Raw genomic sequence first — 26,070 nt, 5'->3', positions numbered from 1 at the left:
CCAATGAGCAAGTAGACGAATATCGGCGTAACATCCAACAAAAAGCCCCAACCCTTTTTGTGTAAAAAGGATTGGGGCTTTTTTACTATTTGGTTAACGTTCAAAAGTAGATGAACAGACGTAAACCTTATCTACGCCGTTTTAAAAGTTGCCATCTGTTGATTCAGCTCGGTAACTTGCTCTTTTACTTGCAATGATGTCTCTGATGCACGTTGGCTGTTATTCGAAACCTCATCCACTGATTGAGTAATACCGGACATCAATCCAGTGATCGAGTTGGTCGCATGAGATTGCTGTTCTGCCGCTGCCGCAAGTTCTGCCATTTGTTCATTCAAAGAACCAATTTGCTCGGTCGTGACAAGCAAACGAGTTACCGCTTTTTCAATGTGCTCAGCGCCCTGCTCCGCAAGTGATTGACTGTGTTCAATCTCCTCAACCACCGAATGGGTCGAGCGTTGAATCGCATTGATGATGCCGTTGATTTCTGTCGTCGATTGAGTAGTGCGCGTCGCTAACATGCGTACTTCGTCTGCCACGACTGCAAAGCCTCGTCCTTGGTCGCCCGCACGCGCCGCTTCTATCGCGGCATTCAATGCCAGTAAGTTAGTTTGCTCTGCCAAGCCTTCAATCACTTCCGTCACTCGACCAATGGCTTCGCTCTCTTTGCTTAACTGCGTCACTTGCGTACTCGCGGTTTCAATGCTGCCATGCAAGCTTTCCATGGTGACTTTGTTTTGCTCTAAAGCATCGCGACCTTGTTCAATCTCGCCTTTTGAATCAGAAAGCTTCTGCACCGATTGATTGGCTTGATCTAGAGTGTTACGCGCGGCTAAAGCGATTTCATCCAATTGGCTTCCCATTTCAACAATGCTGGTTTGTTGCTGTTCTACATTCGATGAGGTAACTTGCGCCGATTCCAACAAAGCCCCCATGCTGGTATCCACCTGGTGCGCTTTTTCACTCACCCCTGCCACGATGCTCGCTAACGATTGGTTCATGCGGTTAATCGAATCGGTAAGGTCTGCCAATTCATCTTTCCCAACAACAGTTAACGGAGGCTGAGAAACATCTCCTGAAGCGATCGTCTTGGCTCGCTCCGATAAGTTTTTCACTCGGCGACCAATGGTGTTGCCCATGTATTTTGAAATCGCTACTGCGGCAAACAAAACCAATGCCGCTGCAATCAGCATGGTGGTGAGTACGTTCTTGATCGACTGATTGATACCCTGTCCGCTTTGATCAGCACGACTTTGTTGAGCCAATACGATCGTTTCTAAACTTTGGTCTAGTGCATCCGCTGCTGGCAACAGTTCGTTCGCCATTAACAAGTTTGATTCGTTCCATTCTGGTGACTGACGTAATGCAATCACCTGCTCTGCTAAAGGAAAGTACAGTTGCTGCATTTCTTTAAACAGTGACCACAGTGATTGGTCGTTATCGGTAAGTCTGTCGAGTTTGCTGTCGATTTCCGCCACGGACTGATTGTGGTACTTAATCAAGTCGTGGTATTTGTCCAAATGATCTTGCTGCCCGTACAACAGGAAATCTCGCAAAGCAGACAGTGCATTGGCGAGGGAGGTATAACTGTCGGCGTAGACTTTAAACAAACGCTTTCTGTCCCCACCAAATGGGTTCCCTGACTCTTCATTGATTAAGCTTTGAAGCTGGTCAAGTGCAACTTCTGCAATGGGTGCCGCTTCGTTAATAAAGAGGTTGTGTGCGGGTAAGTTCTCATCACTGTGGCTAAGTTCAATCAGCTTGTTTAGAGAAACTTTTACCGCATCCCACTGGGTTTGAATCGCTTGAAAATCCTGTTCAGAGATCAAAGCCTGCAACGTTGGAAGCGACTCGTCTGTAGATGCCATGATATTGCGTACGTCCTCACTTAGACGTGCACTCGCCTCTTCATCGCCACCTAGCAACATGTAGGCTCGAATAGAAGACAGCGACGCTTGAACGGACTGTTGGATACCGCGACTGGTGTCGACGGTCGGTAAATCGGATTTAAGTAACGAAGAGGCGTATTGCTCTACGGTGGTGACGTTGCGATACGTGAATACCGCTGATGCCATAAAAAGTACGGCTAGCAGCACAAAACTGAGCTGCAACTTCCCTGATATCGTAAGGTTCATCCATAAACTCCTGACAACGATGAGCCTTAAATATAACGATGTTTACAAAAATGTTAAATACAGGTATCAAAAGTTACTAAGAAAACCATGTAAACCACTATTTCAAGCCAAGAAATGGGACTTATTCGAAGTATGGTATGCGCTCACTACGTAAAATCAGATAATTAACGTAAGTGGTTTCTAAGCAGTCTTGCTCCCACAACGAGAGAATCCGCTTGGTGGCGAAGTAGTAATCTTTGTTACGCAGTAGCACGCCCACCGTACGGCTGAGCTGCTCAAAGCGCTGTTGCTCATTAGCAGAAATGTAATTGTCTTCATTCTGAATGATGGGCGCCAATCCATCGGCAAACCAATTGTTCAGAATTTCTCGCATTTCTAGTTCTGACTCCGGCACATCGATACTCGACAACTCTCGATGCTGTGGTGGTGGCACTATGTACTTCGATGCTTTTGGCGAACTGACATAACGGTACATGTCGCTCCTCCTTGTAAATGACTCTTATACCCAAGTGACTTCAAGATGCAGGATTCAGAGCGTTGTCATTGATTCGGGGTCAAGGAAAACAACGCAGCGTAATAGTCAGCGCTTTCCAAGTTGTTTGACACAGAAACCGAGTCAATGACACGCTCCCGAAGGGCGAGCTGTCTTGGTTTGTATACTTTGTTGTCGATTCTTGATTTAGACCCACTAGACCTTTAAATCGCCGCCGCGTCTACAAACCAAGCCATTCTCGCTGAACCTAACATCTCGAGGTTACTTGGGTATAAACTAACTAAGAATACTTTTTTCAATTTCCAAGTTTTTTTCTACAGCTCATAGAAAGAAGCCCAACAAAAAAGCCATGCAAAGTAGGCTCTGCATGGCTTTGGTTTGGGCAGCAATGACACTGCCCTCGTCTAGGACTGGTTACATTGAGCTTTGATCGAAATCGTTGCCTTGGTCAGTACCCGTTTGAGTATCCGAGTCGAAGCTGCCAGAGTCATCCGTGAAGTCAACACCTTGATCTTGACCTCCCGCACTTGTCCAGTCGCTGCCGCCAGATTCCATACCTGCCATATCTGGTTGCTGATCTTGAGCAGAACCCTGCATGGTGTATTGATCATCGACTTCAACTTCAACTGTGCCACTCGCACCTTCTACTGCGCTGCCCAATTCGTCGTAACCTTGGAATTGGATTTCGCTCGTACCTTCGTAACCTTCTGGTAAGTCAACCGATACTGGTTGGTTCAGGTTGCCACTTAATGTGAAGCTGCCATCGCCATTATCCAGTGCGTTGCTTACTGATGCACCATCAGGTAGACCAGACATTTCTGCATAATCCACCGATTCGTTACCACTGACCTCATCTGGAACCGAGATAGAAATGGTATCGCCTGGTGCTGCAGTAACATCAGCTGCGCTCTCCTCTTCACTGTCTGCACCGTTTGCTGCTTGCTCTTCAGGCTGTTGCGCTTCGCCGACTTGCTGCTCTGATGATGCTTGAGCAGTTTGGATTTGTGGCTCGTCACTTTGCGCTGAATCGTCCGCAACTTGGATGCTCAGATTCTGAGTCGATACTTCACCGTTGTCGTTGACCTGAACATCCATAGCCAAATTGCCATCGAAGTCATCGTTCGGCCAGTATGTCCACTCTTCATCACCTGATTTCGCGAAGAAACCTGCATCGTTTGCATCAGCGACATCCAACACTTCTGCTGAAGGGCTAATGCCAAGTTCATCAATCAACTGTGCTTCCGTTAGTGTTAGTGAACCATCATCAGCCAGTGCGTAGCCTTCGCTGGTTGTGGTTTCACCTTCACCTTGGATGTCGACATTAAAGAAGCTCTCAATGCGGTTTTCACCGTCAGTTGCAATGAAGCCAACTTGAACATCTCCGGTGTAGCCTTCTGCTGGTGTGAATTGGTAGTTACCTTGGTTATCGGTCTCTATCACACCTTGACCTTCCATTAGGCTCACTGACTCAATGCTCAAGCTGTCGCCTTCTGCATCGCTCAAGGTCGATAGCATGTCATCATTGGTGAACGACAAGGTGCCATCCGCTGCCATTTCTGTGGTAGAAATGCTGTCGATTTCTGGTGAAGCATTCTCTTGTGGTGCGTCTTCTTTCACGACCACGCCTGTTTGCTCATCATGAAGCACACCGTCTTTATCAATCACGTAAGCGATATCCGCTTCACCAGTAAAGCCTGGTGCTGGATTGAATGTCCATGTGCCATCACCGTTATCGACAATCTCACCTTGGCTGCGATCAGCTAGGTGAACGAATTTCACTTCATCACCCGCGTCAGCATCTACGTTCTCTGCCAATCCGATTAGGTCATCAGCGGTTAGGATAACTGGTTCACCCGCTAGGGTTTCGAAGTCACCTGAATCGATGCCATCTTCGAACTCTTCTGGCTCGTCACCATAATCCACCGTTGTTGCGGTCACGGTTACGAAGAACTCGCCATTAAAGTCAGCTGGAGGCGTCATTTGCAGGTCTGAAATATCCCACTCGTTCAAGTCGATGTATTGACCCGGTTCCGTAATGGTAATGGTGTTCACACCATCCGTAACTTCGAAGCCAACAGGGAAACCAGTCATTACTAGGTTACTTAGCGTTTCTGAATCGTCGATTAGACCGACATTCAAGCCTAGGTGACCCGTTTCGTCCTCACCGAAGACTAACGGACCATCATGGTCGGTTGTGATGACCGCGCCATCCGCAACAGGGCGAACAAACACTGGTACATCAAGTACCGTCTCAAACTCACCGTCACTTACCACAACTTGCAAGTCAGAAACCCCTGCAAAATCGCCAGTCGGTGTGAATGTCCAAGTACCGTCACCGTTGTCTGTTACCTCACCACCATCTTCACCTTCTGCGGTGATAATGCGTGATACGACTAGGTTTTCAGTATCGATATCGCCGAACAAGTTCATCAGGTCGCCAGCGTCGAAGGTGAATGCGCCATCCTCGTCGGTTGCCATAAACGCATTACCCACATTGAATGGAGCATCGTTGACTGGAATAACATCCACATTCAACGAGCCTTCAACCACTTCTTCACCATCCGTCGCGGTGTAGCCCAGTTCCACCAAACCATTGAAGTCTTGAGTGGTTACCAAGTGGTACATACCATCTGGTTGCTGGGTTAATGTCGCGTTTGCAGGAGCACGAACAGTGATGCTTTCTACGCTGATTTCGTCACCATCAAGATCCGTAACTTGATCAGCGATGTAAGCTGGGTCAATCACCATGACCACATCTTCTTCGCCTTGCATCTGGATGGTTGGCGCTTCTGGTGCATCGTTAACCGCTTCGATGTTTAGATTGCCTTCAACCGGCGTAACTAAATCACCATCGCTGACACCGAACGACATTGGCACATCGCCATTGAAGTTCTCAGCTGGAGTGAATGACCAAGTACCATCACCGTTGTCTAGCAAGTCACCATATTGCTCATCAATCACTAGGTCGACAGCAGACAGTTCATCGTAGGTGTTGTCGATGTCTGTCGCGTTAGCAAGCAACATGTCCTGCGTGATAAGAATGGTGGTATCTTCGGTGCCAGCAATATTCACTGGTGTTGATTGCGGCGCATCGTTAATTGGGTTCACCGTTAGATCAACGCCCACTTCCACGCTCGCACCATCGTTATCAATCAAGTCGAAACTTAGGTCGATATCGCCATTGAAGTTCGCATCTGGCGTAATCGTGAAGCTACCATCTTGGTTCTCAACAACGGTCGCATTGGCTACCGCGGTTAAGTTCACCGCTTCTAGATTATCGCTGTCGACGTCACCCGCTTGAGCCAGTAACTGCTCTTGACTCAATGTGATTGAACCATCTTCATCGACGCTGTAAGCCAAGTCGCCAGATACCGGAGCATCGTTGACTGGCAATACATCAATGTTCGCGTTGGTTGTCGCAGTTGCACCGTCTTCATCAGCGACTACTACGCCTAGGCTTACGCCACCGTTGAAGTTTTCATTTGGCGCGAAGCTGTAAGTGCCATCGTCATTCGCTGTTAGAATGCCGTCGCTACCACTGTAAGAGACGCTTTCTAAGCTCACGTCGCCTTCCACATCGCTTGACTGCGCTAGCAGTTGCTCTTCCGTGAAGATAATGACTTCGTCTTCATTGACAGAGTAACTGGTCGCACCTGCGATTGGTGGATCGTTCACCTCAAGTACTGTGATACCCGCAGTGGTTGAGTCTGTCGCGCCCTCTTCATCGACAACCACAACATCTAGGCTGACCTCGCCATTGAAGTTCTCGTTTGGAGAGAAGGTGTACGTACCATCACCATTGTCTTGGAACACACCATCGTTACCACTGTAAGTCACACTACTGATGTCTACGTCGCCTTCAATATCCGACGAATTAGCCAGTAGTTGCTCGTCACTGATGGTGATCGAGTTGTCTTCATGTACTGTGTAAGACGTGCTGCCCGCCACAGGTGGATCGTTCTCTGGCGTCACACTCACATCAATGTTGGCAGAGGTCGTATCCGTACCGTCTGACACATCGAAAGTGAAGTTCACATCGCCATTGAAGTTCTCGTTCGGCGCGAAGCTGTACGTGCCATCGCCATTGTCAGTTAGGACACCGTCCGCGCCAGTGTAAGTCACACCTTCAACTGTTAGGTTGTCACCTTCTACATCCGTCGCGCCTGTTAGCAAGTCCGCATCTGTAAAGGTAAGAATACCGTCCTCACCCACAGTGAACGCTTGGTCTTGTGGCTCTGGAGCGTCATTGACTGGTGTCACCGTTAGATCGAGACCAGCCGCGACCACTTCTTCGCCATCCGTGACATCGTAACTAAACTCAATGTCACCGTAGAAGTTCTCGCTCGGAGTAATGGTGAAGCTGCCATCCTCGTTCATTTCAACCGTTGCATTTTCATCATTGGTGCTCAGGTTGATTGCGCTTAGGTCGTCACCATCAATATCAACGGCATGCTCAAGTAACTGCTCTTGAGTTAGCGTAATGCTATTGTCTTCGGCAGTGACTGAGGTGATGTCACCCGTTACTTCTGGTGCATCATTGGTTGGCGAGATATGAATCGTTACATCTTGCGTTGCTGTTGCTGTTGTACCTGTATCTACGTCCGTAGAGGTTGCGTTCACAGTTAGCGTCACATCGCCGTTGAAGTCCGCAGACGGGATAAACTCTAGCCCTTCTAGCTCGCCTGGTTGCAGTGACCAAGTGCCGTCGCCATTATCAACACCTGCTGATAGTGAGCTGCCTTCTGGCACATCTTCAATCAAGATAGAGAGGTTTTCTGAGCCATCGGTATCGGTTAATGCTGCATCGATATCAAGCGGTACTGGTGTATCTTCGGTACCAATGATTTGGTAATCCGCGTCCGCTACCGTGATTTCGATGTTGTCGATACCAAACGATTCATCCCAAACGTCTTGATTCAAGGTTGAACCGAAGCCAAGTTGCAATTCACCATCCTCGACAGGAACCGTCAGATTGATTTGGTGAGCTTGGTCGTTCCAACCACTGAAGCCTTCACGTTGAGAGGCTCCGTGGATCACTTCACCTACTTCGTTACCGTCAGAATCGTAAAGCGTTGTCGTACCATCTTGAGTACGGAACGCGGAGTTCTCCAAGGTTGTTAGCTGTTCACCGCCGACAAAGATTTGGAACGACTCGCCATCCCAAGAATCGATTTCGTAGAAGCTAAACGAAATATTCACTTCATTGACATCGCTTGGGATCTCGTAGGTTTTGCTGACCGCTTCATCACCGCCAGTGCCACCAATACGACCCAGCATGTCGCCCGTTTCGAAGCCTTGTGAACTTTCAGTGTTCGCGTTCCAACCGTTCGAGCCAGACTCGAAGTTATCAGAAGCAATCACCAAGTCTGAAGCAATCGACAGCTCTGGCATATCGACCACAGATTGAACATCCATGTTCGCTTCTGCTGGCACGGTTGCGGTGCCATCGTTGACATCAAACGTTACGTTCACGTTGCCATCGAAGTTTTCATTCGGTGCAAAAGTGTACGTGCCATCACCGTTATCAACCAAGGTACCACTGTCAGAAGCAACATTTTCAACCGTTAAGTTATCACCATCGATATCACCTGCATTTCGCAGCAGTTGCTCTTCAGTGAAGGTGAAGCTGGTGTCTTCTTGCGTAACAAACTGTGGCTGACCAACCGTTGGTAAGTCGTTCACTGGGTTCACAGTCAGATCGGCTGTCGTTTGAATGGTCGCATCACCGTCCGTAATGTCGAAGCTCAGATCAATGTCGCCATTGAAGTCCGCATCCGGCGTGATAGTGAAGCTACCATCGTCATTCGCAACAACGGTCGCATTGCCGTCAACAGTCAGGTTGGATGCAGTTAGGTCATCGCCATCCACGTCGCCGGCTTGAGCAAGAAGCTGCTCTTGGCTAAGAGTGATAGAACCATCTTCATCCACGCTGTAAGCCAAATCACCTGATACTGGAGCATCGTTGACTGGCAATACATCAATGTTTGCATTGGTTGCTACCGTTGCACCATCTTCATCGGTCACGACAACATCTAGGCTGACATCACCGTTGAAGTTTTCGTTTGGTGCGAAGCTGAATGTGCCATCGCCGTTGTCAGTAAAGATACCGTCGGAGCCGCTGTAGCTGACGCTATCAATCGCGACGTCACCTTCAACATCAGAAGCATTCGCCAATAACTGCTCAGAGCTAATGGTGATGACTTCGTCTTCGTTCACTGAGTAGCTAGTTGCGCCGGCAATTGGTGGATCGTTTACCTCAAGTACTGTAATACCCGCGGTGGTTGAATCCGTTGCACCGTCTTCGTCTACCACAACAACATCTAGGCTCACTTCACCATTGAAGTTCTCGTTTGGCGAGAAGGTGTAAGTACCATCACCATTGTCTTGGAACACGCCATCTGCGCCGCTGTAGCTCACGCTATCAACCGAAACATCGCCTTCAATATCTGACGAGTTCGCTAGTAACTGCTCATCGCTGATGGTGATTGAGTTATCTTCATGCACGGTGTAAGACGTGCTACCTGCCACCGGTGGATCGTTCTCTGGCGTCACGCTTACATCGATATTTGCGGTCACGGTATCCGTGCCGTCAGAAACATCGAAGGTAAAGTTCACGTCGCCATTGAAGTTTTCGTTTGGAGCGAAGCTGTAAGTGCCATCACCATTGTCGGTTAGGACACCATCAGCACCTGTGTAGGTCACACCTTCTACTGATAGGTCATCGCCATCGATATCCGTTGCGCCATCAAGCAGGTCTTCATCAGTGAACAACAAGACACCATCTTCACCAATGGTGAACGCTTGATCTTCTGGCTGTGGTAGGTCGTTAACTGGATTAACCGTTAGGTCAGCCGTTGCAACAATAGTGTCGGTGCCATCGTTGATATCAAACGTGATATCAATGTCACCATTGAAGTTCGCATCAGGCGTGATGGTGAAGCTGCCATCGTCGTTAGCAGTCACTGTCGCATTACCATCCACAAGCAAGTTTTCAGCAACAAGGTCATCGCCGTCCACATCGCTCGCTTGAGACAACAATTGCTCTTGGCTCAATGTAATGGTGTTATCTTCATCTACGTTGTAAGCCAAGTTACCCGATACTGGTGCGTCGTTGATTGGCAATACATCCACAGTGATATAGGTGTCGACTTCTGCGCCATCTTCATCACGAATAGTCACGTCCAGCGACACTTGACCATTGAAGTTCTCATTCGGTGCAAAGCTACAAGTGCCATCGCCATTTACTGAGAAGATGCCATCTGGACCGTCGTAGCTGATACTTACAAGCTCAACATCCCCTTCGACATCCGAAGCATTCAGAAGCACTTGTGATTCACTGAACGTTAGAACTTGGTCTTCATCGATGGTGTACGCAGTTGGACCTGCGATTGGCGGATCGTTCACCTCAAGTACCGTGATACCTGCGGTAGTTGAATCCGTCGCACCATCTTCATCGACCACGACAACATCTAGGCTCACTTCGCCATTGAAGTTCTCGTTTGGCGAGAAGGTGTACGTGCCATCACCGTTGATTTCCAGCACACCATCGTTACCGCCGTAGCTCACGCTATCAATCGATACATCGCCTTCAATATCCGATGAGTTCGCTAGTAGCTGTTCATCACTGATGGTGATCGAGTTATCTTCATGCACTGTGTAAGACGTGCTGCCCGCAACCGGTGGATCGTTCTCTGGCGTCACACTCACATCGATATTCGCGGTCACAGTATCCGTGCCATCGGAAACATCGAAGGTAAAGTTTACGTCGCCATTGAAGTTTTCGTTTGGAGCGAAGCTATACGTACCATCGCCATTGTCAGTTAGGACACCGTCCGCGCCAGTGTATGTGACACCTTCTACCGATAAGTCATCGCCATCGATATCGGTTGCACCATCAAGCAGGTCTTGATCAGTGAAGGTCAACACGCCATCTTCACCAATGGTGAACGCTTGATCTTCCGGCTGCGGTAAGTCATTAACTGGGTTAACCGTTAGGTCAGCCGTTGCAACGATAGTATCGGTGCCATCGTTGATATCGAACGTGATATCAATGTCGCCATTGAAGTTCGCGTCAGGCGTAATGGTAAAGCTGCCATCGTCATTAGCCGTAACCGTCGCATCACCGTCAACCACTAGGTTAGATGCAGTTAGTGCATCACCTTCTACATCCGTTGCTTGTGCCAACAATTGTTCTTGGCTTAGCGTGATTGAGTTGTCTTCGTCGACACTGTAAGCCAAGTCACCCGATACTGGAGCATCATTGATTGGCAGAACATCAATGTTCGCGTTGGTTGTCGCAGTTGCACCGTCTTCATCAGCGACGACTACGTCTAGACTTACGCCACCGTTGAAGTTTTCATTTGGTGCGAAGCTGTAAGTGCCATCGTCATTCGCCGTTAGAATGCCGTCGCTACCACTGTAAGAGACGCTTTCTAGGCTCACGTCGCCTTCCACATCGCTTGACTGCGCTAGCAGTTGCTCTTCCGTGAAGATAATGACTTCGTCTTCATTGACAGAGTAACTTGTCGAACCTGCGATTGGTGGATCGTTCACCTCAAGAACGGTAATACCTGCAGTGGTTGAGTCTGTCGCACCCTCTTCATCGACAACTACAACGTCTAGGCTAACCTCGCCATTGAAGTTCTCGTTTGGAGAGAAGGTGTACGTACCATCGCCATTGTCTTGGAACACGCCATCTGCGCCACTGTAAGTCACACTACTGATGTCTACGTCGCCTTCAATATCCGACGAATTAGCCAGTAGTTGCTCGTCACTGATGGTGATCGAGTTGTCTTCATGTACTGTGTAAGACGTGCTGCCCGCCACCGGAGGATCGTTCTCTGGCGTCACACTCACATCAATGTTGGCAGAGGTCGTATCCGTACCGTCTGACACATCGAAAGTGAAGTTCACATCGCCATTGAAGTTCTCATTCGGTGCGAAGCTGTACGTGCCATCGCCATTGTCGGTTAGGACACCGTCCGCGCCAGTGTAAGTCACGCCTTCAACTGTTAGGTTGTCACCTTCTACATCTGTCGCGCCTGTTAACAGGTCTGCATCTGTAAAGGTAAGAAGACCGTCCTCACCCACGGTGAACGCTTGATCTTGTGGCTCTGGAGCGTCATTGACTGGTGTTACCGTTAGGTCGAGACCAGCAGCAACCACTTCTTCGCCATCCGTGACATCGTAACTAAATTCAATGTCACCGTAGAAGTTCTCGCTCGGAGTAATGGTGAAACTGCCATCCTCGTTCATTTCAACCGTCGCATTTTCATCATTGGTGCTTAAGTTGATTGCGCTCAGATCGTCACCATCGATATCAACGGCGTGCTCCAGTAACTGTTCTTGAGTCAGCGTAATGCTGTTGTCTTCGGCAGTGACTGCCGTGATATCGCCCGTCACTTCTGGTGCGTCATTGGTCGGCGAGATATGAATCGTCACATCTTGCGTCGCTGTCGCTGTGGTTCCGGTATCCACATCCGTAGAGGTTGCGTTCACGGTTAGCGTCACATCGCCGTTGAAGTCCGCAGAAGGGATAAACTCTAGTCCTTCTAGCTCGCCTGGTTGTAGTGACCAAGTGCCGTCGCCATTATCAACACCTGCTGATAGCGAGCTGCCTTCTGGCACATCTTCAATCAAGATAGCGAGGTTTTCTGAACCATCGGTATCGGTTAACGCTGCATCGATATCAAGCGGCACTGGCGTATCTTCGGTACCAATGATTTGGTAATCCGCGTCCGCTACCGTGATTTCGATGTTGTCGATACCAAACGATTCATCCCAAACGTCTTGATTCAAGGTTGAACCGAAGCCAAGTTGCAATTCACCATCCTCGACAGGAACCGTCAGATTGATTTGGTGAGCTTGGTCGTTCCAGCCACTGAAGCCTTCACGTTGGGAGGCTCCATGAATCACTTCACCCACTTCATTACCATCTGAGTCGTAAAGCGTTGTCGTGCCATCTTGAGTACGGAACGCGGAGTTCTCCAAGGTGGTTAGCTGTTCACCGCCGACAAAGATTTGGAACGACTCGCCATCCCAAGAATCGATTTCGTAGAAGCTAAACGAGATATTCACTTCATTGACATCGCTTGGGATATCGTAAGTTTTGCTGACCGCTTCATCACCGCCAGTGCCACCAATACGACCCAGCATGTCGCCCGTTTCGAAGCCTTGTGAGCTCTCAGTGTTCGCGTTCCAACCGTTCGAGCCAGACTCGAAGTTATCAGAGGCAATCACCAAGTCCGAAGCAATCGACAGCTCTGGCATATCAACCACAGATTGAACATCAATGTTCGCTTCAGCAGGAACCGTTGCAGTGCCATCGTTGACATCGAACGTCACATTCACGTTGCCATCGAAGTTTTCGTTTGGTGCAAAGGTGTACGTGCCGTCACCGTTATCAACCAAGGTACCGCTGTCAGAGGCAACGTTTTCAACTGTTAGGTTATCACCATCGATATCACCTGCATTTTGCAGCAGTTGCTCTTCGGTGAAGGTGAAGCTGGTGTCTTCTTGCGTGACGAACTGTGGCTGACCAACCGTTGGTAAGTCGTTCACTGGGTTCACAGTCAGATCGGCAGTGGCTTGAATGGTTGCATCGCCGTCCGTAATGTCGAAACTCAGATCAATGTCGCCATTGAAGTCTGCATCCGGCGTGATAGTGAAGCTACCATCGTCGTTCGCAACAACGGTCGCATTGCTATCAACAGTCAGGTTGGATGCAGTTAGATCATCACCATCCACATCGCCCGCTTGTGCAAGAAGCTGCTCTTGGCTGAGGGTGATAGAACCATCTTCATCCACACTGTAAGCCAAATCACCTGATACTGGAGCATCGTTGACTGGCAATACATCAATGTTTGCATTGGTTGTCGCAGTTGCACCATCTTCATCGGTCACGACAACATCTAGGCTGACATCACCGTTGAAGTTTTCGTTTGGTGCAAAGCTGAATGTGCCATCGCCGTTGTCAGTAAAGATACCGTCGGAGCCGCTGTAGCTGACGCTGTCAATCGCGACATCACCTTCAACATCCGAAGCATTCGCCAATAGCTGCTCAGAGCTGATGGTGATGACTTCGTCTTCGTTCACTGAGTAACTGGTCGCGCCAGCTATAGGTGGATCGTTCACCTCAAGTACCGTGATACCTGCGGTGGTTGAATCCGTAGCACCGTCTTCGTCTACCACAACAACATCTAGGCTGACTTCACCATTGAAGTTCTCGTTTGGTGAGAAGGTGTAAGTGCCGTCACCATTGTCTTGGAACACACCATCTGCGCCACTGTAGCTGACACTATCAATCGCGACTTCGCCTTCGACGTCAGATGAGTTAGCCAATAACTGCTCGTTACTGATGGTGATTGAGTTGTCTTCGTGTACGGTGTAAGACGTGCTGCCTGCTACCGGTGGATCGTTCTCTGGCGTCACGCTTACGTCGATATTCGCCGTCACGGTATCCGTGCCATCGGAAACATCGAAGGTAAAGTTCACGTCGCCATTGAAGTTTTCGTTTGGCGCGAAGCTGTAAGTGCCATCACCATTGTCGGTTAGGACACCGTCTGCACCTGTGTAAGACACACCTTCAACCGATAGGTCATCGCCATCGATATCCGTTGCGCCATCAAGTAGGTCCTCATCAGTGAACAGCAAGACGCCATCTTCACCAATCGTGAACGCTTGATCTTCTGGCTGTGGTAGGTCGTTAACTGGATTAACCGTTAGGTCAGCCGTTGCAACAATAGTGTCGGTGCCATCGTTGATATCGAACGTGATATCAATGTCACCATTGAAGTTCGCATCAGGCGTAATGGTAAAGCTGCCATCATCGTTTGCCGTAACCGTTGCATCACCGTCAACCACTAGGTTAGTCGCGGTTAGCGCGTCCCCTTCTACATCCGATGCTTGAGCAAGAAGCTGTTCTTGGCTAAGCGTAATTGAATTGTCTTCATCGACACTGTAAGCCAAGTTGCCCGATACTGGCGCATCGTTGATTGGCAATACATCGATGTTTGCATTAGTTGACGCAGTTGCACCGTCTTCATCAACAACCACAACATCTAGGCTCACATCGCCATCGAAGTTTGCGTTTGGTGCGAAGCTGAATGTACCGTCACCGTTATCGGTAAAGATGCCGTCGGAACCGCTGTAGCTGACGCTATCAATCGCAACTTCACCTTCAACGTCAGAAGCGTTCGCCAACAGCTGTTCAGAGCTAATGGTGATGACTTCGTCTTCGTTCACTGAGTAGCTGGTCGCGCCTGCGATTGGTGGATCGTTCACCTCAAGTACTGTAATACCTGCGGTAGTTGAATCCGTTGCACCGTCTTCATCGACTACGACAACATCTAGGCTCACTTCGCCATTGAAGTTCTCGTTTGGCGAGAAGGTGTACGTACCATCACCATTGTCTTGGAACACACCATCTGTGCCACTGTAGCTGACGCTATCAACCGAGACATCTCCTTCGACGTCTGATGAATTCGCCAGTAATTGCTCGTCACTGATGGTGATCGAGTTGTCTTCATGCACTGTGTAAGAGGTGCTGCCTGCAACCGGTGGATCGTTCTCAGGTGTGACTGTCACATCGATATTCGCGGTCACGGTATCCGTGCCATCAGAAACATCGAAGGTAAAGTTCACGTCGCCATTGAAGTTTTCGTTTGGAGCGAAGCTGTATGTGCCATCGCCATTGTCAGTTAGGACACCGTCCGCGCCTGTGTAAGTGACGCCCTCTACCGATAGATCATCACCATCGATGTCCGTTGCGCCATCCAGCAGGTCTTGATCAGTGAAGGTCAACACACCATCTTCACCAATGGTGAACGCTTGATCTTCCGGCTGCGGCAAGTCATTAACCGGGTTAACGGTTAGATCCGCCGTTGCAACAATAGTGTCGCTGCCGTCGTTGATATCAAAGGTGATATCAATGTCGCCATTAAAGTTCGCATCTGGCGTGATAGTAAAGCTACCATCGTCGTTTGCCGTAACCGTTGCATCACCGTCAACCACTAGATTAGATGCGGTTAGCGCGTCGCCTTCTACATCCGATGCTTGAGCAAGAAGCTGCTCTTGGCTCAGTGTGATTGAGTTGTCTTCGTCGACGCTGTACGCCAAGTTACCCGATACAGGTGCATCATTGATTGGTAAGACATCGACTGTGATGTAAGTATCGACCTCTGCGCCATCTTCATCACGAATGGTCACATCCAACTGTACTTGACCGTTGAAGTTTTCATTCGGTGCAAAGCTACAAGTGCCATCACCGTTTACCGAGAAGATACCATCTGGACCGTCGTAGCTGATGCCAACTAGCTCAACATCCCCTTCAACATCCGAAGCATTCAGTAGCACTTGCGATTCACTGAAGGTTAGAACTTGGTCTTCATCGATAGTGTATGCGGTAGGACCTGCGATTGGTGGGTCATTTACCTCAATCACAGTAATGCCAGCAGTAGTAGAGTCCGTTGCACCTTCTTCATCGACTACGACAACATCTAGGCTCACCTCGCCGCTGAAGTTCTCGTTTGGTGAGAAGGTGTAAGTACCATCACCGTTGATTTCTAACACACCATCGTTACCGCTGTAGCTCACGCTATCAATCAACACATCGCCTTCAATATCCGATGAGTTCGCTAATAGCTGTTCATCACTGATGGTGATCGAGTTGTCTTCATGTACGGTGTAAGACGTACTGCCTGCCACAGGTGGATCGTTCTCTGGCGTCACACTCACATCAATGTTGGCAGAGGCTGTATCCGTACCGTCTGATACATCAAACGTGAAGTTCACATCGCCATTGAAGTTCTCGTTCGGTGCGAAGCTGTATGAGCCATCACCATTGTCGGTTAGGACACCGTCTGCACCTGTGTAAGTGACGCCCTCAACAGATAGGTCATCCCCTTCAATGTCGGTAGCGCCTGTTAGCAGATCCGCATCAGTAAAGGTCAGTACACCATCTTCGCCAACAGTGAACGCTTGATCTTGTGGCTCTGGTGCGTCATTAACTGGTGATACCGTTAACTCAAGGTTCGTTGAGACAACATCATCGCCGTCAGACACATCGAACGTGAAGGTGATATCACCATTAAAATCCGCATCTGGCGTTAAGGTGTAAGTACCATCGCCATTGTCTGTGATGGTGATGTTTTCATCATCCGTTGCCAGATTCAGTGCTATCAGTTGGTCTCCATCTAAGTCACTCGCATTCGCTAATAAGTCGTCCTGAGTGATCAGAATAGAACCATCTTCTTCGACCTGAGCAGATACCGGCAGCGCTTCCGGAGCATGCTCAATCGTTGCCCCAGTTGCGTTAATGTAGATGGTTTGGGACACGGTTTCAGAATCGTCATTCGATAATTCTGTTGCGGTGGCTGTCACGTGAATCTCAAGCTGCTCAGAGAAGTCTTCAGGCAGTTGAATTTCAATTTCTTTATCAATCGCCGTGGTTGGTATTGCAACTGAACCATCAGGACCAACAGTCACTTCACCGCTGTAGATCTGGCTGTTCACTTCACCTACATCAATGGTGAAGTTGAAGTCGGTGTAATCGGCATCGCCGCCACCGTAGAGATCTTCAAAGCCGTAAACCAGTTCACCGTCTTCGTTCACGGTAGTTCGGGTATGTTCAATACCATCTTGGTTGAGCTCTGAGCTTGAACCACCATGGAAGACTGCATCACCGAATTGGCTTTGAATCACGGTTTCAGAACCATCAGCGCCAACAAACACGAGTTGTGGGTCAACTGTATCCATGTTCGCGGGAGAGCCATCTGCTGCACGGAACTCGTACTGACCATCTTGCATAGATGCAAAGTCATTGAAGTTGTGACCGTTAGGAATCAAGAATAGGTTGAAACTTTCCCCTTCCGAGATTTGGAAGCTGAACTGATCTTGTCCCGGAATGAGATCACCGCCTCCGCCAACTTGAGAGGCATTTTCGTACACCACTTCAACGCCCGTAATGTTGCCATCTTCATCGACTTTGTAGTAACCCGCTGTGTTTTGGTAACCCGCGGTTTCACCTTCAAACGTAACCGTAATTTCAGTATCGCTGTAACTGGTGATACCGTTATCTTGGTCGTTCAGTACACCTTCGTTGTCGTAAGTAACAACGGAGCCTTCTGGAACACCATCCACAGTCACCGTCAGCGTTTCTGACAAGTCTTGGTCAACCAAAGCGGCAGCAATATTCAACTCGACAACACCACCCGGATCAACGATGATCGCTTGGTCATCCACGATGGCACCATCACCATCTCGAATGACCAAATCAGGCGCATCTGCCACGGCTTCAATATGAACATTAATGTCTTGCTCAACTTCATCTGTGCCGTCAGAAACCGTAAAGCTGAACTGCAAGTCACCGCTGAAGTGCTCTTCTGGTACGAAGCTAAATGTACCGTCACCGTTGTCCGTTACAGTACCTTCATCACCCGAGTAGTTAATGCTGGTAACAGATAAGTCATCGCCTTCAACATCAACTGCGCCACTCAGTAAGTCCGCCTCTGTAAACAAGATACTGCCATCTTCTTCGATGCTATACATGGCTGGTGCGACAATTGGGATATCGTTGACGGGATTAACCGTCAGTGTCATATCAGTTGAAGTGCTTAGCTCGCCGTCGTTCACTTCATAGGTAAACGCAATTTCACCATTAAAGTTCTCAGATGGCGTCACAGTGTAGGTGCCGTCACCGTTGTCTACGATAGAGGCATTCGGATCATTGGTTTCTAGTGCCGTTGCGTATAAGTCATCACCATCTTGATCGCTGGCGTTTTCAAGCAGCATTTCTTGTGTCACGAGGATAGAGCCATCCTCGTCCACGTCTGCCACGATTGGCGCTGCTTCTGGTGCGTCGTTAACGAACTCAACTTTCAAGTCGATGTTTGCCGCCACCACATCGGTGCCATCACTCACATCAAACGTGAGGTCAACATTACCAAAGAAGCCCTGCTCTGGCGTTAACGTGTAAGTGCCATCGCCATTGTCTGTCACTTGAACCGTATCGCTTAAGCTCGTCACGTTCACAACAGATAAGTCATCGCCTTCGATGTCCGTCGCTTGAGCCAGCAGCTCTGCTTCAGTAATCGTGATAGCTTCGCCGTCTTCTGTGGTGAAGGACAAATCAGGCACATCTGGCAGGTCGTTCACTGGGTTAACGGTGAGGTTTAGATCCGCAGCGACGGTTTCAATCGCGTCAGTTACGTCATAAGTAAATTCGATTTCACCAAAGAAGTTTTCGCTCGGTGTAATCGTGAAGCTACCATCAGCGTTCTCAACGATGGTTGCATTAGGATCGTTGGTCGATAGGTTCACCGCTTCAAGGTTGTCACCATCCACGTCCGTCGCGTTCGCTAACAAGTCTTCTTGAGTGATGGTAATTGAACCATCTTCATCGACGACCGCATCAACAGGACCGCTTACCTCTGGACCTTCGTTGACGATCTCAACATCGATCTTCGCAGTGCTTGGTGCGCTTGCTTGACCATCGCTGATGTCGAAGGTCAGGTTCACTTCACCGTAGAAGTTCGAAGTTGGCTCGAAGGTAAAGGTGTTGTCACCGTTGTCTGTCAACGTACCTTGTGACTGGTCAACAAGCAGCAGATTCTCGATATGCAGAATGTCGCCATCCACATCAGTCGCACCTGATAACAGGTCTTTTGCTTCGATGATGATGGTGCCGTTTTCTAGCATTTGAGTATGCAGCGGCGCACCAGGAACTGGCACATCGTTGACTGGAATAACGGTCAGATCTAGATGGGTATCGACTTCATCGGTGCCATCGAAGACTTTGTAATCGATGTCGACTTCACCATTGAAGTTTTCATTCGGCATAAAGGTGTAAGTGCCGTCGCCATTGTCGACAAGCTCACCGTTATCACCGCTGTAAGAGATATCAGAGATAGACAGCGCATCGCCTTCCACGTCACTTGCATTGGCAAGCAAATCATCCGCGCTAAACGTAATGCCCACATCCTCATCAGTCGACAACACAATCGGACCAGAAACGATTGGTGCATCGTTTACTGCTTCGAAGTTGATGTTGATGATGTTGTCGTCAGTGAGTTCACCATCCGTAACTTGGTAGCCAAGCTCAATCTCACCGTAGAAGTTCTCATCTGGTGTGACTGTCCACGTACCATCGCCGTTGTCGGTTAACGTAGCGTGCTCCGCGTTATCCCCAACCAGCTCTAGGTTTTGAATATCAAGAACGTCACTATCGATATCACTCGCTTGTGCGAGAAGCTGCTCTTCTGTGATTACCACAGAGGCAAACTGCGTAGAACCTTCGGTATCGATGGTCACATTTGGCAGATCAGCCGTCAGTTCGATTTCACTGTCACCTTCTCGGATATTCAGCTCTACCGTTTCCGTGATTTCCGTGCCGTCCACGCCAATAGATGTGAACACCGCTTCATCATGACAAGTTTGCGAAACCGTCATGTTTTGAACCACGTATGTACCGTTACCTTGAATCGTACCTAGCTCAAAGTAAGACACCGGCTCGTTCACCGTTAGAGTGTAATCCGTCTCATAGCTACCACGATCTTCTTTGTGGTAAGTCATCGAGTCGATCAAGTCACCATCGGAGTTGAATGCGCGAATTTCGACTTCGGTAAAGTGGCGAGACTCTTCCATAAACCAGCCGCCTAGACCATCTAGGTGGAAGCTGATTTCGTTGATATCTTGACCTTCAACGGTCACAGTTAGTTTTTCATCACCGCTCAAGCCTTGACGGTCAGTATCACCAATACCGTGACCGATGTGTGTTTTACCATTCCACGCACCGAGTGGGTCATCATTACTTTGAACGGTAACTTTCAAATCACCATCAACAAACTCACGTGTGTAAGGGTCAACAGCAGTACCCCAATCATCGAGGCTAGCGTTGTCGTCAAAGGTACCAATTTGACTCGTATGCGTACCGTTCGCCAATGCATCATCATTTGGAATGAAGCGCACTTCCGTGTCTGCAGGAACCTCCTGCCCGACTTCTAGCTGTACCCATTCGTCATTTAGATTCGCTTCAATGATGCCGTTTTCAGGGGCTTGGTCGAGACGTAAAGCAGGCTCTTCACGCAGAGAAACACCCACTGTTTGGTCTTCTTCCGCTTGAATAAAGATCTCGTCGCCCGCTTCTGGCGCATCGTTGACAGGGTTAACGGTCAGATCCAACGTGGTCAGAACATCATTTTCGCCATCGCTGATGTTGTAAGTGAAGTCCAACTCACCGTTAAAGTTTTCGGTGTGCGTAATGGTGAAAGAACCATCGTCATTGGCTACGATCGTCGCATCTGGGTCATTGGTTTGTAGATTGCTGGCAACAAGGTCATCACCTTCAATGTCTGTCGCATTCGCAAGCAATTGTTCTTGCGTGATGGTGATGGCGTTATCTTCATCCACTTCAGCTTGAATGCCTGACGTTTCAGGTGCGTCGTTCACCGCGATAACATCGATGCCTGCGGTTGTCGTATCTGTTGCACCATCTTGGTCGATGACCGTAACGTCGAGCGAAATGTTACCGTCAAAGTTCTCATTTGGCGTAAAGGTATATGTGCCGTCGCCATTGTCCACGAAGCTACCGTCGTTACCAGAGTAGCTAACATTCGCCAAGGCTACGTCGCCTTCCACATCAGAAGAGTTGGCTAACAACTGCTCGTCACTAATGGTGATTTGACCGTCTTCTTGAACCGTGTACGACGTAGAACCTGCAACCGGTGGATCGTTCACTGGTGTCACGCTGACATCAATGAATGCTGGTGTTGAACCTGTGCCGTCAGACACATCGAATGTGAACTGAACATCACCGTTGAAGTTTTCATTCGGCGCGAAGCTGTAAGTGCCATCGCCATTGTCGGTAAGCACACCATCCGCACCTGTGTAGAGAACGTTTTCGATAGACAGATCATCGCCATCAATATCCGATGCACCTTCCAATAGGTCTGCATCCGTGAACAGCAAGGTGCCATCTTCTTCTATCGTGAACTGTTGATCTTGCGCTTGTGGCAAGTCATTCACAGGATTAACCGTAATATCCAGACCAACTTGTACCGAGCCGCCATCGTTATCAATGATATCGAAGGTCAGATCTAGGTCACCGTTGTAGTTTTCATCTGGTGTGATGGTGTAGCTGCCATCATCGTTGTATTGAATCGTCGCGTTGTCATCTGTCGATAGATTGATGGCTTCAAGGTTCTCGCTATCAATATCGCCCGCTTTGGCAAGCAGCTGCTCTTGGCTTAGCGTGATTGAGCTGTCTTCGTTGATGGTGTAAGCCAAATCACCCGATACTGGTGGATCGTTGATTGGCAATACGTCGACATTGATGTGCGTATCAACGGTTGCCCCATTCTCATCTTGAATGGTCACATCCAACTGAACTTGACCATTGAAGTTCTCGTTTGGCGCAAAGCTACAAGTACCATCGCCATTGACGGTAAAGATACCATCCGAGCCTTCATAGCTGATGCCAACAAGCTCTACATCGCCCTCGATATCAGATGCGTTGGCAAGAATTTGTGACTCACTGAATGTCAGTACTGAATCTTCATCAATCGTGTAAGACGTCGGACCGGCAACTGGAGGGTCATTCACTTCAATGACCGTAATGCCTGCGGTCGTTTCGTCAATCGCTCCTTGCTCATCCGCCACAATCACATCAAGGCTGATGTCACCACTGAAGTTCTCATTCGGCATGAAGGTGTAAGTGCCGTCACCGTTGTCTTGGAATACGCCATCGGTGCCTGAATAGGTCACGCTATCGATGGACACTGCGCCTTCCACATCTGAAGAGTTAGCCAGAAGCTGCTCGTCGGAAATCGTAATCGCATTATCTTCATCAACCGTGTAAGACGTTGAACCCGCAACCGGAGGATCGTTCACTGGAGTGACGCTCACGTCCACATTGGCAGGTACGGTCTCAGTGCCGTCAGAAACACCAAAGCTAAAGCTGACATCACCGTTGAAGTTTTCATTTGGTGCAAAGGTGTAAGTACCATCACCGTGGTCAGTCAGCACACCATCGCTGCCTGTGTAGCTAATGCCATCAACCGTTAAGTTATCGCCATCGATATCGGTCGCGCCAGCAAGTAGGTCTGCGTCGGTAAACTGAAGCGTGCCATCTTCTTCAACACTGAACTGCTGGTCTTGAGGAACAGGAAGATCGTTAACCGGATTAACCGTCAGATCCGCCGTTGCTTGGATAGTGTCTGTGCCATCTGTAATGTTGAATTGGATATCAATGTCACCATTAAAGTCCGCATCAGGTGTAATCGTGAAGCTGCCATCGTCGTTCGCTGTAACGGTTGCGTTTCCATCGACAGTCAAATCGCTAGCAGTCAGGTCATCGCCCTCAATATCAGACGCTTGAGAAAGAAGCTGCTCTTGGCTGAGTGTAATCGCACCGTCTTCATCAACGCTATAAGCCAAATCACCCGATACTGGCGCATCATTGATTGGCAATACATTCACATTGATGACGGTATCAACTTCAGCTCCATCTTCATCTCGAATGGTCACATCAAGTTGAACTTGTCCGTTAAAGTTCTCGTTTGGCGCGAAGCTGCACGTGCCATCATCGTTAACGGTGAAAATGCCATCCGGACCATCGTAACTAATGCCAACAAGCTCTACATCGCCTTCCACATCAGAGGCATTCAACAGCACTTGCGACTCACTAAACGTCAGAACTGAATCTTCATCAATAGTGTAAGAAGTTGGTCCAGCGACTGGTGGATCGTTCACTTCCAGCACCGTAATACCAGCAGTGGTGGCATCCGTTGCGCCTTCATCATCAGCGACGACAACATCAAGCGTCACTTCACCATTATAGTTTTCATTTGGAGAGAAGGTGTACGTACCGTCACCATTGATTTGCAACACACCATCGCTGCCAGAGTAGCTCACGCTATCAATCGAGACATCCCCTTCTAAATCCGAAGAATTTGCCAACAGCTGCGCGTCAGAAATGGTAATAGAGTTGTCTTCGTGAACTGTGTAAGACGTTGAACCAGCCACCGGAGGATCATTCACCGGCGTGACGCTCACATCTACATTCGCTGAAACCATATCCGTGCCATCAGATACGTCGAAGCTGAAATTCACATCGCCATTGAAGTTCTCATTTGGCGCAAAGCTATATGTGCCATCTCCATTGTCAGTTAGAACGCCGTCGGTGCCTTCATAGCTGATTCCCGTTACAGAAAGGTCATCGCCTTCAATGTCGGTAGCACCTGCAAGCAGATCTGCATCAGTAAATTGCAGCGTGCCGTCCTCTTCCACACTGAATTGTTGGTCTTGAGGAACAGGCAGATCGTTGATTGGATTAACGGTTAGGTCAGCGGTTGCTTGAACGGTATTCGTGCCATCTGAAATATCGAAGCTGATGTCGATATCACCATTGAAATCTGCGTCTGGCGTGATAGTGAAACTACCATCGTCATTTTGAGTCACCGTCGCGTTGCCATCTACCGAAAGGTTAGACGCCGTCAGTGCATCGCCTTCCACATCGGAAGCTTGCGACAACAACTGTTCTTGGCTCAAACGAATCGAGCCATCTTCGTCCACCGAGTAAGCAAGATTGCCAGACACTGGCGCATCATCGACTGGCGTAACACTGACATCAATGTTGGCAGAAACCGTATCCGTACCGTCGGACACATCAAAGCTGAAGTTCACATCACCATTGAAGTTTTCATTTGGCGCAAAAGTGTAAGTCCCATTGCCGTTGTCGGTCAGGATGCCGTCGCCACCATCGTAGATCACACCTTCAACTGTTAGGTTATCGCCTTCAATATCCGTTGCGCCAGTAAGCAGGTCAGCGTCCGTAAAGATCAGCGTGCCATCTTCTTCCACGCTGAACTGCTGGTCTTGAGGGACAGGCAAATCGTTGATTGGATTAACCGTTAGGTCAGCGGTTGCTTGAACGGTATTCGTGCCATCTGAGATATCAAAGCTGATGTCGATATCACCATTGAAGTCTGCGTCTGGTGTGATGGTGAAGCTACCATCGTCATTTTGAGTCACCGTCGCATTGCCATCTACCGAAAGATTAGATGCCGTCAGTGCATCGCCTTCCACATCGGAAGCTTGCGACAACAACTGCTCTTGGCTCAAACGAATCGAGCCATCTTCATCCACCGAGTAAGCAAGATTGCCAGATACTGGTGCGTCATCGACAGGCGTAACACTGACATCAATGTTGGCAGAAACCGTATCTGTGCCGTCGGACACATCAAAGCTGAAGTTCACATCGCCGTTGAAGTTTTCATTTGGCGCAAAAGTGTAAGTGCCATTGCCGTTGTCGGTCAGGATGCCGTCGCCACCATCGTAGCTCACACCTTCAACGGTTAGGTTGTCGCCTTCAATATCCGTTGCGCCAGCAAGCAGGTCAGCATCGGTGAAGATCAGAGTTCCGTCTTCTTCCACCTCAAAGGTTTTATCTTCAGGCACTGGTGCATCATTGATTGGACGAACAGTTAAATCGATAGAGCTTGAAACGGTTTCTTGACCATCACTGATATCAAACGTTAAGTCGAGTTCACCATTGAAATCAGCGTCCGGAACCACGGTGAACGTGCCGTCACCATTGTCTTGAACCGATGCATTCGCACCTACTTGGACGTTAGACGCAACAAGGTCGTCGCCATCAACATCACTTGCGTATTCGAGTAATTGTTCTTGCGTGAAGGTAATGGTGCCGTCTTCATCCATGATGTAAGCCAGATCTTGTTCTACCTCTGGCGCATCGTTTTCACCTTCGACTTTAATTTGGAACGTTTCGCTCGTAGTTTCTGAGTCGAAATCATCTTCTACTTGCGTCGTGGTCTCTTCACTGGTGTCTTGAACGTCCACCGCAAAGGTTTCTTCTGTGGTTTCTGAATCTAGGTTATCACCACCTTGTGAACCTTCAGAATCGGATGAAGAGGCACTTGGCGCAGCCGACGTCTGTACAGCTTGTCCTTGTGCTTCATTGCCTTCTGCGTCCGAACCACCTTCAGAGCCAGAAGCATCACCGCCACCAACAGCTTGTGCACCCGCACCGGAAGCTGCACCGCCGCTGCCAGCCGCTTCTTCACCAGACCCACCGTCTGATGCCACACTGTCTACCACGTTCGATTGAGCGGCATCCGACCCACCGCTACTCTCTGGCGCGTCTTCTTGTACCGCACCACCGGACACCGAGGCTTCTTCTTCCGATCCGGCACCACTTGGGTTGTCTTCCATCGCCTGATTGGCTTCGTCTGCTGCATCGGTATTTTCAGCACCCGTCGCTACCGTCGAAGCAATCGTATTCTGTTGATTTTGCTGATTCTGCTGCTGGGAGGGCGTACCCGCGTCATTGGTTTCCGTTTGTTCTACCGCGTCATTTAGGTCTTTGTTTTGGTTATTTTGGTTGTTGTCACCTGCCATTACAGCCTCCGTTGCCATTAGCTAACTGATCGT

The 26,070-nt window shown here is 49.0% G+C and carries 3 protein-coding genes; all 3 read right to left on the bottom strand.

Annotation, left to right across the window (positions count from 1 at the left end):
• Positions 1 to 131: 131 nt before the first annotated feature.
• Positions 132 to 2,132 carry a methyl-accepting chemotaxis protein gene (locus tag NL647_RS02605; RefSeq protein WP_154202451.1) on the bottom strand — a complete coding sequence of 667 codons (2,001 nt, stop codon included), beginning with the start codon at positions 2,130 to 2,132 and terminating at the stop codon, positions 132 to 134.
• 121 nt (positions 2,133 to 2,253) lie between these two features.
• Positions 2,254 to 2,607 (bottom strand): hypothetical protein, encoded by a 354-nt coding sequence (locus tag NL647_RS02600; RefSeq protein ID WP_005375589.1) that lies wholly within the window; start codon positions 2,605 to 2,607, stop codon positions 2,254 to 2,256.
• Positions 2,608 to 3,039: 432 nt separating this feature from the next.
• Positions 3,040 to 26,037: a tandem-95 repeat protein gene (locus NL647_RS02595; protein ID WP_253649575.1), complete on the bottom strand. Its 22,998-nt coding sequence runs from the start codon at positions 26,035 to 26,037 to the stop codon at positions 3,040 to 3,042.
• Positions 26,038 to 26,070: the final 33 nt, after the last annotated feature.

This window comes from Vibrio sp. Y29_XK_CS5, from assembly GCF_024181835.1.
GTDB classification, from domain to species: Bacteria; Pseudomonadota; Gammaproteobacteria; order Enterobacterales; family Vibrionaceae; genus Vibrio; species Vibrio harveyi.
The sequence above is the reverse complement of the archived record's forward strand: the minus strand, read 5'-3'. Positions and strand labels throughout refer to the sequence as shown.